16 protein-coding genes and 1 tRNA gene are annotated in these 13602 nt (G+C 60.1%); 6 read left to right on the top strand and 11 right to left on the bottom strand.

The genetic code is table 11. The features are described 5' to 3' along the window. Positions 1-78: 78 nt before the first annotated feature. Entirely contained in the window at positions 79-567 is a 489-nt protein-coding gene (locus tag EIY72_RS00875) for a DMT family transporter (RefSeq protein WP_093225704.1), read from the bottom strand. A 77-nt stretch (positions 568-644) separates the two neighbouring features. Here EIY72_RS00875 and EIY72_RS00870 point away from each other — a divergent pair, with 77 nt between their 5' ends. From EIY72_RS00870 to EIY72_RS00850, 5 genes are all read left to right on the top strand, one after another. After that, complete coding sequence (locus EIY72_RS00870) at positions 645-1559, top strand: LysR substrate-binding domain-containing protein (protein WP_093225701.1); 915 nt, start codon at positions 645-647, stop codon at positions 1557-1559. 84 nt (positions 1560-1643) lie between these two features. Next, entirely contained in the window at positions 1644-2282 is a 639-nt protein-coding gene (locus EIY72_RS00865) for a LysE family translocator (protein WP_093225699.1), read from the top strand. A 79-nt stretch (positions 2283-2361) separates the two neighbouring features. Next, positions 2362-3708, top strand: coding sequence for a sensor domain-containing protein (locus EIY72_RS00860; protein ID WP_093225697.1), 1347 nt, complete (start codon positions 2362-2364; stop codon positions 3706-3708). Between the two features lie 118 nt (positions 3709-3826). After that, positions 3827-3982 carry a KGG domain-containing protein gene (locus tag EIY72_RS00855; protein ID WP_093225695.1) on the top strand — a complete coding sequence of 52 codons (156 nt, stop codon included), beginning with the start codon at positions 3827-3829 and terminating at the stop codon, positions 3980-3982. 74 nt (positions 3983-4056) lie between these two features. Continuing rightward, the gene (locus EIY72_RS00850) at positions 4057-4560 is read left to right on the top strand and encodes a DUF4142 domain-containing protein (protein ID WP_093230702.1); all 504 of its coding nucleotides are present in this window, start codon (positions 4057-4059) and stop codon (positions 4558-4560) included. 54 nt (positions 4561-4614) lie between these two features. Here the strand turns inward: EIY72_RS00850 and EIY72_RS00845 are convergent, their stop codons facing one another. Further along, a complete protein-coding gene (locus EIY72_RS00845; protein WP_093225693.1) occupies positions 4615-5019 on the bottom strand; it encodes a low affinity iron permease family protein in 405 nt (134 codons plus the stop codon). 170 nt (positions 5020-5189) lie between these two features. Between EIY72_RS00845 and tam the strand changes: the two genes are divergently transcribed. Further along, positions 5190-5960, top strand: a complete 771-nt coding sequence (gene tam, locus EIY72_RS00840; protein ID WP_093225690.1) for a trans-aconitate 2-methyltransferase — start codon at positions 5190-5192, stop codon at positions 5958-5960. Between the two features lie 65 nt (positions 5961-6025). Here tam and EIY72_RS00835 read toward each other — a convergent pair whose 3' ends face one another. The 9 genes from EIY72_RS00835 to atzF form a co-directional block, all read right to left on the bottom strand. Continuing rightward, positions 6026-6754, bottom strand: a complete 729-nt coding sequence (locus EIY72_RS00835; RefSeq protein ID WP_093225687.1) for a class I SAM-dependent methyltransferase — start codon at positions 6752-6754, stop codon at positions 6026-6028. A 59-nt stretch (positions 6755-6813) separates the two neighbouring features. Next, the gene (locus EIY72_RS00830) at positions 6814-7221 is read right to left on the bottom strand and encodes a type II toxin-antitoxin system HicB family antitoxin (protein ID WP_093225684.1); all 408 of its coding nucleotides are present in this window, start codon (positions 7219-7221) and stop codon (positions 6814-6816) included. Positions 7222-7257: 36 nt separating this feature from the next. After that, on the bottom strand, positions 7258-7422 hold the full coding sequence (locus EIY72_RS00825; RefSeq protein ID WP_197678802.1) for a type II toxin-antitoxin system HicA family toxin: 165 nt from the start codon (positions 7420-7422) through the stop codon (positions 7258-7260). Positions 7423-7730: 308 nt separating this feature from the next. Further along, positions 7731-7804 (bottom strand) — tRNA-Gly (locus tag EIY72_RS00820). A 181-nt stretch (positions 7805-7985) separates the two neighbouring features. Further along, positions 7986-8870 (bottom strand): alpha/beta fold hydrolase, encoded by an 885-nt coding sequence (locus EIY72_RS00815; RefSeq protein WP_093225678.1) that lies wholly within the window; start codon positions 8868-8870, stop codon positions 7986-7988. 313 nt (positions 8871-9183) lie between these two features. Beyond that, positions 9184-9876, bottom strand: coding sequence for a pseudouridine synthase (locus tag EIY72_RS00810; RefSeq protein ID WP_093225675.1), 693 nt, complete (start codon positions 9874-9876; stop codon positions 9184-9186). Between the two features lie 34 nt (positions 9877-9910). Continuing rightward, on the bottom strand, positions 9911-10129 hold the full coding sequence (locus EIY72_RS00805) for a cysteine-rich CWC family protein (protein ID WP_093225672.1): 219 nt from the start codon (positions 10127-10129) through the stop codon (positions 9911-9913). Further along, positions 10116-11609, bottom strand: a complete 1494-nt coding sequence (locus EIY72_RS00800; protein WP_093225669.1) for a sensor domain-containing diguanylate cyclase — start codon at positions 11607-11609, stop codon at positions 10116-10118. The genes EIY72_RS00805 and EIY72_RS00800 overlap by 14 nt, the downstream gene beginning before the upstream one ends. Positions 11610-11815: 206 nt before the next feature. Continuing rightward, on the bottom strand, positions 11816-13585 hold the full coding sequence (gene atzF, locus EIY72_RS00795; RefSeq protein ID WP_093225665.1) for an allophanate hydrolase: 1770 nt from the start codon (positions 13583-13585) through the stop codon (positions 11816-11818). Positions 13586-13602: the final 17 nt, after the last annotated feature.

Raw genomic sequence — 13602 nt, 5'->3', positions numbered from 1 at the left:
AAAGTCTCAAAGCAAAATGGGGCTGAAAGGCGACGACTTTATCATGCCCTGCTGCCGAGACTGCTCAGTGACAAAGTCTCATCCTGTCGCCACGAGGTTTTTTGTGGCTGACTCACTGAACTGGATCAACCCCACCCCGACCATCAACAACACGACTCCCGACATTTTGGCCAAGCTGATCGGCCGTTCCATCAAGTCAAACCAGCCAAAGTGGTCCAGCAGCAACGACGCCACAACTTGCCCGGTAAGCGCCAGTGCCATGAACCCTGCGGCGCCCAGTTTGGGCAGCAGCATCAGGGCCAGGGAAATGAAACACACCCCAAACGCGCCGCCAGCCCACATCCACAACGGCGCCTTGCTGATGAATGCCAGTGTCGGCAGAGGCAGTCGCATGGCCAGCATCACCGGCAGCAATACCACAATGCTCACCAGCAATGACGCCAGGGTCGCCCACAGCGGATGGCCGAGGCCGCGGCCGAGGTTGAGGTTGATCGCGCTCTGAAAAGGCACCACCGCCCCGGCGATCATCGCCAGAACCATCAGACCCACCCAATGCAATGTACTCATGTTCTTGCTCCAACAGGTTTTGCTGGACTCTAGGCTATTCGTCGCGCAAATTTAAATTCCGTTTTGCTATCCAGAACATGCACCAGATGAATGATCTGCGCCGCATCGACCTCAACCTGCTGGTGATACTCGACGCCTTGCTCAGCGAACAGCACGTGACCCGGGCGGCCGAGCGTTTGCACTTGAGTCAACCTGCCGTCAGCCATGCCCTGGCGCGGTTGCGCGATCTGCTCGGTGACCCGCTGCTGGTGCGTGGTGGCGCGGGGCTGGTGCCGACGCCGCGCGCGCTGGAACTGATGGCGCCGTTGGCCGAAGCGCTGGCCCAGGTGCAGGCGCTGCTGGCGCCTCGTGGATTCGATGCGGCCACCACCCAGCGCAGGTTTCGTCTGGCGATGTCCGACTACGGCGCGGCGATCGTCCTACCTGGGCTTATTCGCACATTGCGCCACGAAGCGCCGGGCATCGATTTGCAAATCAGCCATGGCAGCAGCCGCGAAGGCATGCTCGACGCTGTGCTCAATGGTGATGTCGACGTTGCGGTCGGCGTTTTTCCGGAACTGCCCCATGAGTTGCGCAGTACGCCGCTGTTCGAGGAGCACTACGCCTGCCTGCTCGACCGCGACAGCCTGTCGCTTGATGGCGTCCTTGATCTGCGCAGTTACTTGTCTCGCCCCCATGTACTGTTGGAAATGCGCGGCAGCGGCACACCGGAAATCGAACGCGCCCTGACAGCCTTGCGCGAACGTCGCCGCGTGGCCCTCAGCCTGCCGCACTGGAGCGTCGCGCCGCAGCTGATCAGCGGCACCGACCTGATACTCACTGTCGCCTCCCGGGGCTTGCATGACATCGACGACCACAGCCTGATCATTGTCCCGCCGCCGTTTCAGATTCCTTCGTTCAGCTTCGTGCTGGTCTGGCACACACGACGCAGTGGCGATCAAGCTTTGAATTGGTTGAACGAACGGATTGTCAGCGCGAGCAATCAGCGCTGAATTTCTTCAATCCCCCGGCATTCTGCGCCGCTGAAGCTGATATAGACTGACGCTCATTCACCTCGTCGCTCAAAAGGACCTCCCATGACCCCCTCATTGCTTATGGCCGTGCTGGCCTCGGGTTTTATCTATGGCATCACCCCGGGGCCTGGCGTGCTGGCGGTGTTCGGCATAGGTGCGGCCCATGGACGGCGGGCCGGGGCAGGATTCCTGTGCGGGCATTTGCTGGGCGATGTGGTCTGGTGCAGCACGGCGTTGATTGCCATTGTCGGTGCGCGGGAGATCGGCAGCACCGCATTCGATGTGCTGGGCGTGCTCAGCGGCCTGTATCTGTTCTGGCTCGGCTGGCGTGCGGTGCGTGCCCGGCGCAGCAACGGTGATGCGCCCCAAGGCCCGGCGCGACAGCCGTTCTGGCATGGCATCCTGTTCGGCCTGACCAATCCCAAGGCCTATCCGGTGGCGGTGGCGACCTTTACAGCGTTGTTGTCGAGCCGTGCCGAGTTGCTCAACTGGTCCATGCTGCCGGCGTTGATCGCACTGAGTTTCATTGGCGGATTGCTCGCCTACGCTATTCTCATTGGCGTCGTCGGTGCCAGGCGCGTGCGTACCTTGTACCAGCGCCATGAACTGGCAATCACTCGGCTGTGCGGGGTGATGTTCATCGGTTTCGCCATCAACGCGCTGGTGCATGCGTTGCCGGGGTTGATGCCGAACAAAGCTTGAACACAAGGGCAAGGATGCGCGGCAGACTGGGCACGGACGGTGGATGAGCGCTGCACTTTGCGGATAACCACACTGAACCATGGACAGCCGAAACTCCGCGCCGCTGGCGAGTTACATTGACCTGTTGCTGGACGCCGTGTGTGCGGTGGACAAGCAAGGGCGCTTCGTCTTTGTCAGCGCGGCCTGCGAACGCATTTTCGGCTATAGCCCCGCCGAGCTGATCGGCCAGTCGATGATTGAACTGGTGCACCCGGCCGACCGCCAGCGCACCCTCGATGCCGCGCGAGAGATCATGGCCGGTGAGCCCAAGCTCAATTTCGAGAACCGCTACCTGCGCAAGGACGGCCGGGTGGTGCATATCCTCTGGTCGGCGCGCTGGTCCGAAGTCGACCAGTTGCGTGTTGCCGTGGCCCGCGACATCACCGAGCGCAAGCTGGCCGAATCCCGGCAGGCGGCGTTGTACGCGATTTCCGAAGCGGCACATGCGGCGGAGGATCTGCTGGCGCTGTTCAAGCGCATTCACCTGATCATCGGTGAATGGTTGCCGGCGCTGAATTTCTCCGTGGCGCTGTACGATGAGCACTGCGCGCAGCTGAATTTTCCCTATCACGTCGACGATCATGAGCCACAACCGGAACAACCCGGCACGCTCACCGAACGCCTGTGCGCCGAAGTCATCCGCAGCGGTCAGCCGATCCTGCTGACCCCGGAGCAGCAGGAAGCACCGGCGGGGTTCGAGGTCGTGGTGAGCGGGCAGCCTGCATCGTGCTGGCTGGGTGTGCCGCTGAACGCGCAGAAGGGCACCATCGGCGCCTTGATCGTCAAGAGCATTCCCGGTGGCGAACGCTATACCGAGCAGGACAAGGAGTTGCTGCAATACGTCTGCGCCCAGGTGGCCACCGCCATCGAGCGCAAGCAGTTGCACGCGCGCCTGGAGCGCATGGCCCAATACGACCAGTTGACCCAGCTGCCCAATCGCGAATTGCTGCGTGAACGGCTCAAGGCATCCCTGGAAACGGCCCGGCGCGACAAGGGACGCATGGCCCTGCTGTACGTTGATCTTGACCGTTTCAAACAGGTCAATGACACCCTCGGCCATGGGGTGGGCGACATGCTCCTGCAAGCAGTGGCCAATCGCCTCAAGGGCTGCGTGCGGGAAACCGATACCGTGGCGCGCATCGGCGGCGATGAATTTGTCGTGTTGCTGCACAGCATCCAGGCCTCGGTAGACACCGACACCGTGGTCGGGAAAATCCGCCAGGTCCTGGCCCAGCCCCTGCGGCTGGACGGGCATAGCCTGAACATTCAGTCGAGTATCGGCGTCGCTCGATTCCCGGATCACGGCACCGACGAAAAACAACTGTTCAGGCACGCCGACGAAGCGATGTACAGCGCCAAGCGCACCCATCATCTCGGGCAGGTCTGAAGGACCGATCGCCGTTCGTCGCGGCATCCGCCGATTTCTCTAAACCTTTTGCGACGCCTCCATTCAGATTCTATGCGGGCTACAGCTCGCCGCGATTACCACCAAGAGGAAGAGAATCATGCCTAACTCAAGAAACTCGAACTCCGGAAACTTCGCCAACGATCGAACCAAGGCGTCTGAAGCAGGTCGCAAAGGTGGGAAAACCACCACGACCACTGTCGATAAAGAGCCAAAACCCGATATGGGCCGTAAGCCAGGACAGAAATCCAAGTAATGGATCGTGATGGTTTTGATTGAGAAGCGGGAGCGAAAGCTCCCGTTTGAATGTTCAACGAGGAGGGCGCGACCATGAAACGGATGGCCACCCGATTACGCAACAGCGGTTTCATCCTGTTACTGGGCCTGTGTGCCAGCAGTGCCTTTGCCCAGACCCCCGCCGAATTCATCGACGATGCCTCGGCCAAGGGCATTGCCGATATCGAAGCCAGTCGCCTGGCGCATCAGAAGTCCGAGTCCAAAGAGATCAAGGACTACACCATTGTCGTGATCAACGATCGCACCACGGCCAATCAGCACCTGGCGAAAATCGCCAAGCAACTGGACCTGCCGGTCGCCCCGCGCGAAGAGGTCGTGGAAAAGGCCAAGGCCTTGATGCCGGAAGTGCTGGAGGGTGCGAATTTTGATCAGGCCTACGCGGCCAATCAGGTGAAAACCACTCAGGAAGCCATCGATCAGCTTCAGCAGGAGGCGCAAACCACCGATGTGCCGCAGATCAAGGCGTTTGCCGAAGAAACCCTGCCGAAACTGCAAAGTCATTTGCAGATGGCCAAGGCGCTGCAAGCCAGTCGCTAAGTGCCGGGTTGCGCCGGTGACGCTCAGTCACCCGCGCAGGCCCCTGGGCAGCGCCTATTCAAGTTTGGGCTTTTCCGGTGTTTCAGTGGGCGTTTTGTCCAGGCAAACGGTCTCGCCTTCGCCCAGTTCCCGATACTGCTTTCTCAGGGCTTCCAGTTGCTTGAGATCCAGCGCCTCGAGGCCGAGCATGGCATTTTGCGCCTCCTTGGTCACACGCAACAATTCATCGATTTTCAGGTGCAGGATATCGGTGTCGCGGTTTTGCGTGTTCTGGATCAGGAACACCATCAGGAAAGTAATGATGGTGGTCGAGGTGTTGATGATCAGTTGCCAGGTGTCGTTGAAATGAAAAACCGGCCCGCTCAACCCCCACAGAAAAATCAGAATGATCGCCCCCAGGAACGTCCGCGGACTGCCGGCCCACAGGGCGAGTTTCTGTGCGACTTTGGCGAATGACATGATCGTGTTCCTTGTTGGAGGGGCCTGCTTTTCTGACATCGCGAGAGTGCTGATAATTCTGTCCGTATCGAGCAACAGAACTGATCTGCGCCGAAGGTCGGGATAGGGCAACACCCGCTCGACGAGGTATCGTAGCGATCCCGAGGAAATCGCCCCGACAGGAGAACGCAATGAGCTGGTCCGCCAAGCAGTACGTCGCTTTTGAAGATGAACGCACCCGACCCGCCCGGGATCTGCTGGCGGCTGTTCCCGCAGGCGATGTGCGCTCGGCCATCGACATTGGTTGTGGTCCGGGCAACTCCACCGAGTTGCTGGTGGAACGTTTTGCCAACGCCACGGTGCGCGGGCTGGACAGTTCCGCCGACATGATCGAGGCCGCGCGCAAACGTCTGCCGCAGGTTCAATTCGATATGGCCGATATCGATACCTGGAGCGAGCCTGGTCCGTTCGATGTGATTTTCGCCAACGCGGTGCTGCAATGGTTGCCCGATCACGCGACATTGCTGCCCGCGCTGGTGAGCAAACTGGCGCCCGGTGGCAGCCTGGCGATCCAGATGCCGGACAACCTCAATGAGCATTCCCACCGCTTGATGCGCGAAGTGGCAGCGGATGGTCCATGGGCAGGCAAACTGACTGGAGCGGCCGGGTTGCGGACCGAGATGGAGAGCGCCAGCGGTTACTACTCGATGCTGCGTCCGCACTGCGCGCGGGTGGATATCTGGCGGACCACTTACCATCACCCGCTCGCCGCGGGCGCAGCCGGTGTGGTGGAGTGGTTCAAGGGCAGTGGTTTGCGGCCGTTTCTCGATCCTCTGGATGAGACGCAGCGGGCGCAATACCTGAAGCAATATGAGGCGGCGATTGTACAGGCCTATCCGGCGTTGGCCGATGGTTCGGTGCTGTTGCCGTTTCCGCGGCTGTTCATTGTTGCCACACGCTGACACGACACAAAACCTGTAGGAGCGAGCTTGCTCCTACAGGTTCGATCGACTTTGGTTTTTCTCCATCAACGCTCTACGCCCACCAACAGCATCATCGGCCGTTCCCGTTCCTCAGCCAGCGCGGGTTGTGCGGCCACCTCGGCATCCAACGGCCCCCATTCGTTGACATGCTGGATACTGAACCCCGCGGTTATCAGGCTGTTGAGCAATGTGCCCAAGGTGCGATGCTGCTTGATCACACCGTCTGCCAGCCAATTCGTGACACGTTCGCCTTCCATCTGATAACTGTCCACCGGCCAACGCTTGCGTCCCTCGGCGTCGATGATCCAGCCCGGATTGCGCGGCGCCATGAAGATCGGATGCTCGATGGAAAACACCAAACGCGAGCCGGGTTTCAGTGCCGTATGAATCTTCGCGAACAGCCCTGGCAGGTCTTTGATGTAATGCAGTGCCAGGGAGCTGTAGGCCAGGTCGAAACTGGCGGCAGGCAGATCCAATTGTTCAAGGTCCGCGCGTTCGTAACGGATGTTCGACGCAGTGGTGGTCTTGCGCGCCTGATCCAGCATCTTCTGCGACACATCCAGCCCCAATACGCTCGCAGCACCTTGCTCACTGGCCCAGCGACAGAACCAGCCGTAGCCGCAACCGAGGTCGATCACGTTCAGGCCTTGCATGGGCGGCAGCATGGCCTGGAGTGCCGGCCATTCAGGGGCGGCGTCGAGGCCAGAGATGGAGCGGGCCATCTGGCTGTAGCCCTGGAAAAATTTTGGGTCGTCGTAGATGTTTTGGGTCATGTACAAATCCCGCAGGTGGAAGGCCGGTCACCAGGACCGGCTGGTGTTAATTTGATCCATCAACTCTGCTGCAATACCTTGAGCGCTGCCGAGGCCAGAAAGCCTGACCGGCTTTTTTCTTCCGGATGATGCAAGACGTACTCGTCAATTCGGTTGAGCAGGTAGCCAGGCAAGGTGATGTTCAACTTCTGGGCCTTTCCCAAATACTTGGTGACATCAATATCCACCAGAGCCCATGCACACCCTGCGTACTTCGGATTGGCTGCGTGCAAGGTCACTTTATTCGCGGGTGGAATCTGCGAGCCGTCTTCGGCCAGTATTTCGAAGTGGCCTTCAATGGCTTCCCGCGCCATGGCCATCGCGTCATCCAGGTCTTCGCCTGCTGAAAAACATCCCGGAATATCGGGGACTTCAACGCCCCACGCGTGTTGTTCGTCGCCCATTGAGATAGCAATTGGGTACAGCATGTTTTTGTCCTCCGCGGACTGAGCGGGACGGGCTCCTTAGAGCAACGCCTGTTGCAAAATACTGAGGGCCGTTTTCTTGAGCAGGTCTTTCTTTGGGTGAGGGACTGTCACCAGCCCGGGCTTTGTCGGGTGTTTGAAGTGGTGATGACTGCCTCTGACTCTCACCAGATACCAGCCGTCCGCAACGAGTTGGCTAATCAAAAATCGGCTGTTCGCATCACCTCCCTGTGGTGTGCTTGTGGTTACTATACCTACTGATTTCTCGTTATCAACACTATAACCACCAAATCCACCCTGTGGGGGGGGGAAGCGTCAGAAGCCGAGTGTAGAAGTGAGTCGTTGTAATGGCTTTGCGCAGGCCTGATCCGATTGGCTTTGTGTATTGCCAGGCGTTTCAGAGAGGACGTGAAGCAAAATGCCAGGCACAAAAAAACCGGCCACTTGGACCGGTTTTTTCTGTCTCTGCATCCCCCGTCAAAAACCACCCTGACGTGAGATCAAAATTCGATTGGAGCGGGTGAAGGGAATCGAACCCTCGTTATCAGCTTGGGAAGCTGGAGTAATGCCATTATACGACACCCGCTCAGAGCGCTGACTTTGTACCAGATACGGCGGGGGATTTGAAGTTTTTCTTTGTGTGGGGCGGGTTTAGCGCGGGTGTAACGGAAGATCAGGCACAGCGCGACGGTCGATCGCGGGCAAGCCTGGCGTCTACAGGACGGCGTTAACGCTGTAGCGCGGGGCTTGCTCGCGATGACTCTGTTTCAGCTTGCCAGTGCATGGTGTTCCTGGAGGTTGTGGTGACGCGGTCGGCTGTCGTACTGGGCCGGTTTGAGGAAGCCCATCAGTGCGTTGCGGCTGTCCCGGCAGGCGGCCTTGTGCTCCATGTCGAGAAAGTGACCGGTGGCCTGCAGGGTGCTGAACGTGCTGTGCTGCACGTGGTTGGCGAACAACCGGGCGTCGGCGGCGGCGGTGTATTCGTCCCATTCGCCGTTGAGGAACAGCACCGGCACGTCGATTTTCTTCGCCGCGTGCAGGTAGCACTGGCGATCGCTATGCAGCACGTCGTTGATGTGGAAGTGCATCTGCCCGTATTCATGCTCGGCCAGGGAGCTGACGTGGCGATAGTTGAAGCGCTTGAACAACGACGGCAGGTGCTTGCCGATGGTGTCGTTGACCAGGTGGCCGACGCGGTCGCGATCAAGGTTGCCGAGGTGTTCGACGCCGCGCTCGAGGTAGTCGAGCATGTGCGAGTTGATCACTGGCGAGAACGAGCTGATCACGGCTTTTTCGATGCGCCGTGGTCGTTGCGACAACGCCATCATGGTCGCCGCACCGCCCCAGGAAAACGACAACACGTGCTCGGCGCCGAAGTGGTCGATCAGCTCCAGCAGGATCTGCCCTTCGATTTCCTTGGTGAGCATCTTTTCATGCAGGTTGTGGGCTTTGGACCGGCCCGCGTAGGGCTGGTCGTAGCAGACGACGTTGAACTGCGGGTGGAGGTTTTTCACGGTTTGTGCAAACGACGCAGTCGTGGCCATCGAGCCGTTGACCAAGATAATGGTCTTCTCTGCGGCGTCTGCGCGATAGAACTCCGTGTAAACCCGATACTGACCCTGTATATCCAGCACAGCGATTTCTGGCCTCATGTCATAAGACTCCTGGCAAGCGGGTATGCGCGCAAAAAGAGATTGCACGAGCTTTGTGACAGGTAGGCATACGCCTTGGAATTTGCAGGCCCATGTCGATCCACTGCAGTCCGGTCGACGGGTATTGTTATTGGCGGGCAGTCTGCCGGGTGAGGCCGGAACCCTGGGGGTTCCTACCGGCAAAAAGTTTCTTAGAAGTATGTGGTGACTCATCGGTCACATTTCGGCCGACGCCCTGATTCAAGCAGGGGAGTTCAGATCGCGCAAGTGCCGTTGGTAAATTGTTCGACAACTTCTGCTAAGCGGTCGCGGCTTAGATCAATCCGATCTCATGACTGTCTAGCGCGCGGTATTCGCCCGGTTTCAGCGCTGCGTCGAGCACCAGTGGACCCATGCGTTCGCGGTGCAGGCGCGTGACCTTGTTGTTGAAGTGGCCGAACATGCGTTTGACCTGGTGATAGCGGCCTTCGACGATGCTCAGGCGTGCGGACTTCGGCCCAAGCAACTCAAGCACTGCCGGTTGGGTGGTGAGGTCTTCGAAGGCGAAGTACAGCCCTTCGCGGAAGGTGTCGGCGTACTCGGGGCCGATGTCCTGTTCGGTTTCGACGTAATAGACCTTGGGCAGTTTGGTCCGCGGTTGGGTCAGGCGCCGCGACCAGCTGCCGTCGTTGGTAATGATCATCAGACCGGTGGTGTTGAAGTCCAGGCGCCCGGCGATGTGCAGATCGTCCTTGTCCGGTTCGTTGATCAGGTCGAGCACGGTCGGGTGCTGCGGGTCCTTGGTGGCGCTGACGCAGCCGACGGGCTTGTGCAACATGAAGTGACGCAGGGGTTTGCCGAGTTGCAGTACGTCATTGTCGATCTCGACGCGGCTGAACTCGCGGACTTCGCTGTGTGGATTGCTGGTCACCACGCCGTCAATGCGCACGCGTTTTTCCGCCAGCAACAGCCGCACTTGCTGGCGGTTGAAGCAGGGCAGGTTGCTGAGAAAGCGGTCGACGCGCATGACTTACGGATCAGTCCGGAAAGGGGCGCGCATCTTACGCGATTGGGCGCTTGGCTGCTTGCAACTGCGCCTCGACCTGGGCACAGCGCGGGCACAGGCAGGCGGCGTTGCGCAGTTCATCCGGCAATGCTTCGAGCACCGCCGGATCGATGCTCACGCCAAAGCACCAGCAGGCACGGTCGGCGGTTCGCGGGTCGGCCAGGGTGCAGTCGTTGGCTGCACCGCAGGCCGGGCAGAGATCAGGCTGGCTCATAACTGGAGTGAGGCATTTCCATGCAGGTTCGATTGCGGCCACTTTGCTTGGCCCGGTACATCGCATGATCCGCCCGCGACAGCAGGCTGTGCAAGGTGTCATCGGGTTGCAGGGTGGTCAGGCCGATGCTGACGGTCACTTGCAGCGCCTGATCGTTGTAGGCATAGCGCTGTTGTTCGACGTGCTGGCGGATTTTCTCGGCGATCATCTGCCCGGTCTTGCCGTCGGTGTCCTTGAGCAGGACGATGAATTCCTCGCCGCCCCAGCGGCAGACAATGTCGGCGTGGCGCAGGCAGCTTTGCAGGTCCCGGGCGAAACCGATCAGCACCTGGTCGCCGGCGAGGTGCCCGTAGGTGTCGTTCAATGCCTTGAAGTGGTCCAGGTCCAGCAGCAACGCCGTCAGCGGTTTGGGCTCGCGCTGGGCCTCGTGCATCGCTTGTGCGGCGAGCAGGTCGAAACCGCGGCGATTGGGCAATTCGGTCAGGCTGTCGAGGGTGGCCTGGGCCTGGATCTTGTCCTGGTAACGCTTGACCACGCGATTGAGCAGGGTCAGCACGATCAGCGTCACCAGCAGGCAGATCAGCAAATTGAGGTACAGCGACTGGCGGATTTCACCGAGGGCGCTGTCTTCGAGCTTATCGACGAACAGGTACCAGTTCAGCTCCGGAATGAAGCGCACATTGAGAAAGTGGCCCTGACCCTGGCCGGAGTATTCGTAACTGCCGCTGTGGGGTTTGGGTAGTCGGCCGACCAGTTCCTTCATGCTGTCGAGGTCGCTGAGTTTCTGACCGATGTGCGCGCCCTGCGGCCCGCCTTCGGCGCCGGTGAGCACCAGGCGCCCGAAGTTGTCGACGAAGTACACGCTGCGCTGATAACGCTGCTGATACTTGTCGATCAGTTTGATCACCGCGTCGACCGTCAGGCCGACACCCGCGGCGCCGATGAAGCGGTTGTTGTAGTCGTAGACCTTGTAGTTGATGAAAAACGTCAGGTTGTCCTTGTTGGCCAGGTCCGGGTCGACGTTGATCTCGTACGGGGCCTTCATGTCACGCACGCGAAAGTACCAGGCATCGCGGGGTTCATCGGTCCTGACGTGTTTGAGCACGCCTTTGGCGTGGTAGTAGGTCAGGCTGGTGTTGGAGACAAAAAACGCCGTGTAGGCGCCGTAATGGGTCATGACCTCGTTGAGGTAGCGGGTCATCTGGTCGGGGTCTTTTTCGCCGTTGACCACCCAATCGCGCATGAAGGTGTCGCGAGAAATCATCGAAGAAATCAGGATCGGTCTGACGAGGTCTTTCTGGATTTCCGAATAGACCGTGTCGGAGGTCAGTGGCAGTTCGGTGTTGACGATGTTATCGCGGATGGACGCCCGCGAAGCGTAATAACTGAGCAGGGACGTGGCCAGGAAGCCGGCGCTCAGCAGGGCGACCAGTGTGAGGACCAACGAACGCTGAGAGTACAGGGGCGAGCGATGCGACATGACAGTTCCGTTGGCTGTGGTCCAATGCATAGCATTCTAGTGGCACTGCGCGGAAATAACTGCTGGATTTGTAGGGTGAATCGGCAAGGATCAGCGGCTAGAGCGTTCCGTGGGAGCGAGCTTGCTCGCGATAGCGGTCGATCAGACTCATTCAGGGTGAATGTATCGCCGCCATCGCGAGCAAGCTCGCTCCTACAGAAGGGCGTTTATGCCAGCGATTTCAAATACGCCCGCCACCCGCCCAGATGACTGATGTTCACCGCCCCTTCCAGTCCATAGGTTTCACAGATGAAACCACTCTCCCAACGACCATCCGCCAGCTGCACTTTGCCCAGCCCCAGCGGCGCCGGAATACCGGTCAGGAATGAACCCAGCTCGCTGCTTGGCAACTCCCAGACTTCCACGGCAATCGCCACACCGCTGTCTTTGACCCGGACCATCCCGGGCCGAAACGGTGGCCCCCCGGCCAAAGCGTAGAGTTGGTAATCGGCCGAGCTTAGGGTCGACTCAACCAGTCGGGCGCCACGCTGTTTGAGCTGCCAGTTCAAGGCCAGGCCGTCCAGATGCGCCCCGCACACCACCAACCGCGCGCGGTCATTGCGTGCCACGCTCACCGGGGCAGGCGTCGTTGCGCCCTGCAGCGCATCCGCCACACTCAACAAATACTGGTCGGTAAACGCCCGCCCGAACAGAGTCACGCCCCACGGCAAACCGTTGTCCATGAAGGCACTGGGCACGGCAACGGCCGCGTAGTCGAGCAGGTTCATGAAGTTGGTGTAGTAACCCAGCTGCGAGTTGCGCAGCACCGGTTCGGCGTCGAGCTCGGCCAGGGTGACGGGGCGACCGATGGTCGGCGTGACCACGCAATCGAGCCCCTCCAATGTTTTGTCGCACAGCGCCTTGAGGGCTTGCAGCCGATACTGGGCGCGGAAGGTTTGCACACCGCTGACAGCCGGTGCCTTGGCCAGCACTGCACGGATCACCGGTAACACCGCCTCGGGTTTTTGCTCCATCAAGTCACCGGCCACGCTGTAGCGCTCGGCGACCCACGGGCCTTCGTAGAGCAGGCGCGCGGCTTCCAGAAATGGCGACAGGTCGATTTCCACCGCTTCACCGCCAAGGGCCTTGAGCCGGTCGATGGCGTCGCCGAACAACAGCGGTCCTTCAACGCAGCCAAAAAATTGCAGGTCCTGCGCCCGCGGCACACCAAAGCGGAACGGGCGCGGCGTGCCGAACGCAGAGCCGTCATTCCACTGCGGGTTGCTGCGGCTGAATTCGTCCCGAGGGTCGAGACGAGCAGTGAGTGCCAGCAACTGACTGGCCTCGCGGGCGGTAGCGGTGAAGGTGGTCACGCAATCAAGCGTGCGACAGGCGGGCACCACACCGGCGGTGGAAATCAGACCTTTGGTGGCCTTCATCCCGACCAGGTTGTTCAGCGCCGCCGGCACGCGTCCGGAGCCTGCGGTGTCGGTGCCCAACGAAAAGCTCGCCACACCCAGCGCGACGGCCAGCGAAGAACCGGCACTGGAACCACCCGACGGATACTCCGGCAACACGCTGTTAGGGCACGCGCCATAGGGCGAGCGACTGCCGTTGAGGCCGGTGGCGAACTGGTCGAGATTGGTCTTGCCCAATGGAATCGCGCCGAGCGCCAGCAACTGCTCGACAATGGTCGCCGATTGCTCCGGCACATAGGCAAATGCCGGGCACGCCGCCGTGGTGGGAATGCCCGCCAGATCAATATTGTCCTTGATCGCGAAGGGCACGCCGTACAGTGGCAGGCTGTCGATGTCGCGCCCGTCGAGCGCGGCAAGGTAGGGCTCCAGTTCATCGACACTGAGCAAGTGGATGAACAGGTGATAGTCGGGGTTCAGCGCGGCGGCTTTGTCGCGCAGACCCAGCAGCAGTTGCCGGGGTGTGAGAGTGCCGTCGCGGTATGCGCTGCGCAGGGCGTCGAGTTGCAGATTGATGTTCATGGCAAGCGTCCTTTTCA

The organism is Pseudomonas vancouverensis (assembly GCF_004348895.1).
GTDB classification, from domain to species: domain Bacteria; phylum Pseudomonadota; class Gammaproteobacteria; order Pseudomonadales; family Pseudomonadaceae; genus Aquipseudomonas; species Aquipseudomonas vancouverensis.
The sequence above is the reverse complement of the archived record's forward strand: the minus strand, read 5'-3'. Positions and strand labels throughout refer to the sequence as shown.

Coding starts and splice junctions, on each gene's coding strand:
- EIY72_RS00875 (WP_093225704.1), bottom strand. CDS start 567: ATGAGTACATTGCATTGGGTGGGTCTGATGGTTCTGGCGATGATCGCC.
- EIY72_RS00870 (WP_093225701.1), top strand. CDS start 645: ATGCACCAGATGAATGATCTGCGCCGCATCGACCTCAACCTGCTGGTG.
- EIY72_RS00865 (WP_093225699.1), top strand. CDS start 1,644: ATGACCCCCTCATTGCTTATGGCCGTGCTGGCCTCGGGTTTTATCTAT.
- EIY72_RS00860 (WP_093225697.1), top strand. CDS start 2,362: ATGGACAGCCGAAACTCCGCGCCGCTGGCGAGTTACATTGACCTGTTG.
- EIY72_RS00855 (WP_093225695.1), top strand. CDS start 3,827: ATGCCTAACTCAAGAAACTCGAACTCCGGAAACTTCGCCAACGATCGA.
- EIY72_RS00850 (WP_093230702.1), top strand. CDS start 4,057: ATGAAACGGATGGCCACCCGATTACGCAACAGCGGTTTCATCCTGTTA.
- EIY72_RS00845 (WP_093225693.1), bottom strand. CDS start 5,019: ATGTCATTCGCCAAAGTCGCACAGAAACTCGCCCTGTGGGCCGGCAGT.
- tam (WP_093225690.1), top strand. CDS start 5,190: ATGAGCTGGTCCGCCAAGCAGTACGTCGCTTTTGAAGATGAACGCACC.
- EIY72_RS00835 (WP_093225687.1), bottom strand. CDS start 6,754: ATGACCCAAAACATCTACGACGACCCAAAATTTTTCCAGGGCTACAGC.
- EIY72_RS00830 (WP_093225684.1), bottom strand. CDS start 7,221: ATGCTGTACCCAATTGCTATCTCAATGGGCGACGAACAACACGCGTGG.
- EIY72_RS00815 (WP_093225678.1), bottom strand. CDS start 8,870: ATGAGGCCAGAAATCGCTGTGCTGGATATACAGGGTCAGTATCGGGTT.
- EIY72_RS00810 (WP_093225675.1), bottom strand. CDS start 9,876: ATGCGCGTCGACCGCTTTCTCAGCAACCTGCCCTGCTTCAACCGCCAG.
- EIY72_RS00805 (WP_093225672.1), bottom strand. CDS start 10,129: ATGAGCCAGCCTGATCTCTGCCCGGCCTGCGGTGCAGCCAACGACTGC.
- EIY72_RS00800 (WP_093225669.1), bottom strand. CDS start 11,609: ATGTCGCATCGCTCGCCCCTGTACTCTCAGCGTTCGTTGGTCCTCACA.
- atzF (WP_093225665.1), bottom strand. CDS start 13,585: ATGAACATCAATCTGCAACTCGACGCCCTGCGCAGCGCATACCGCGAC.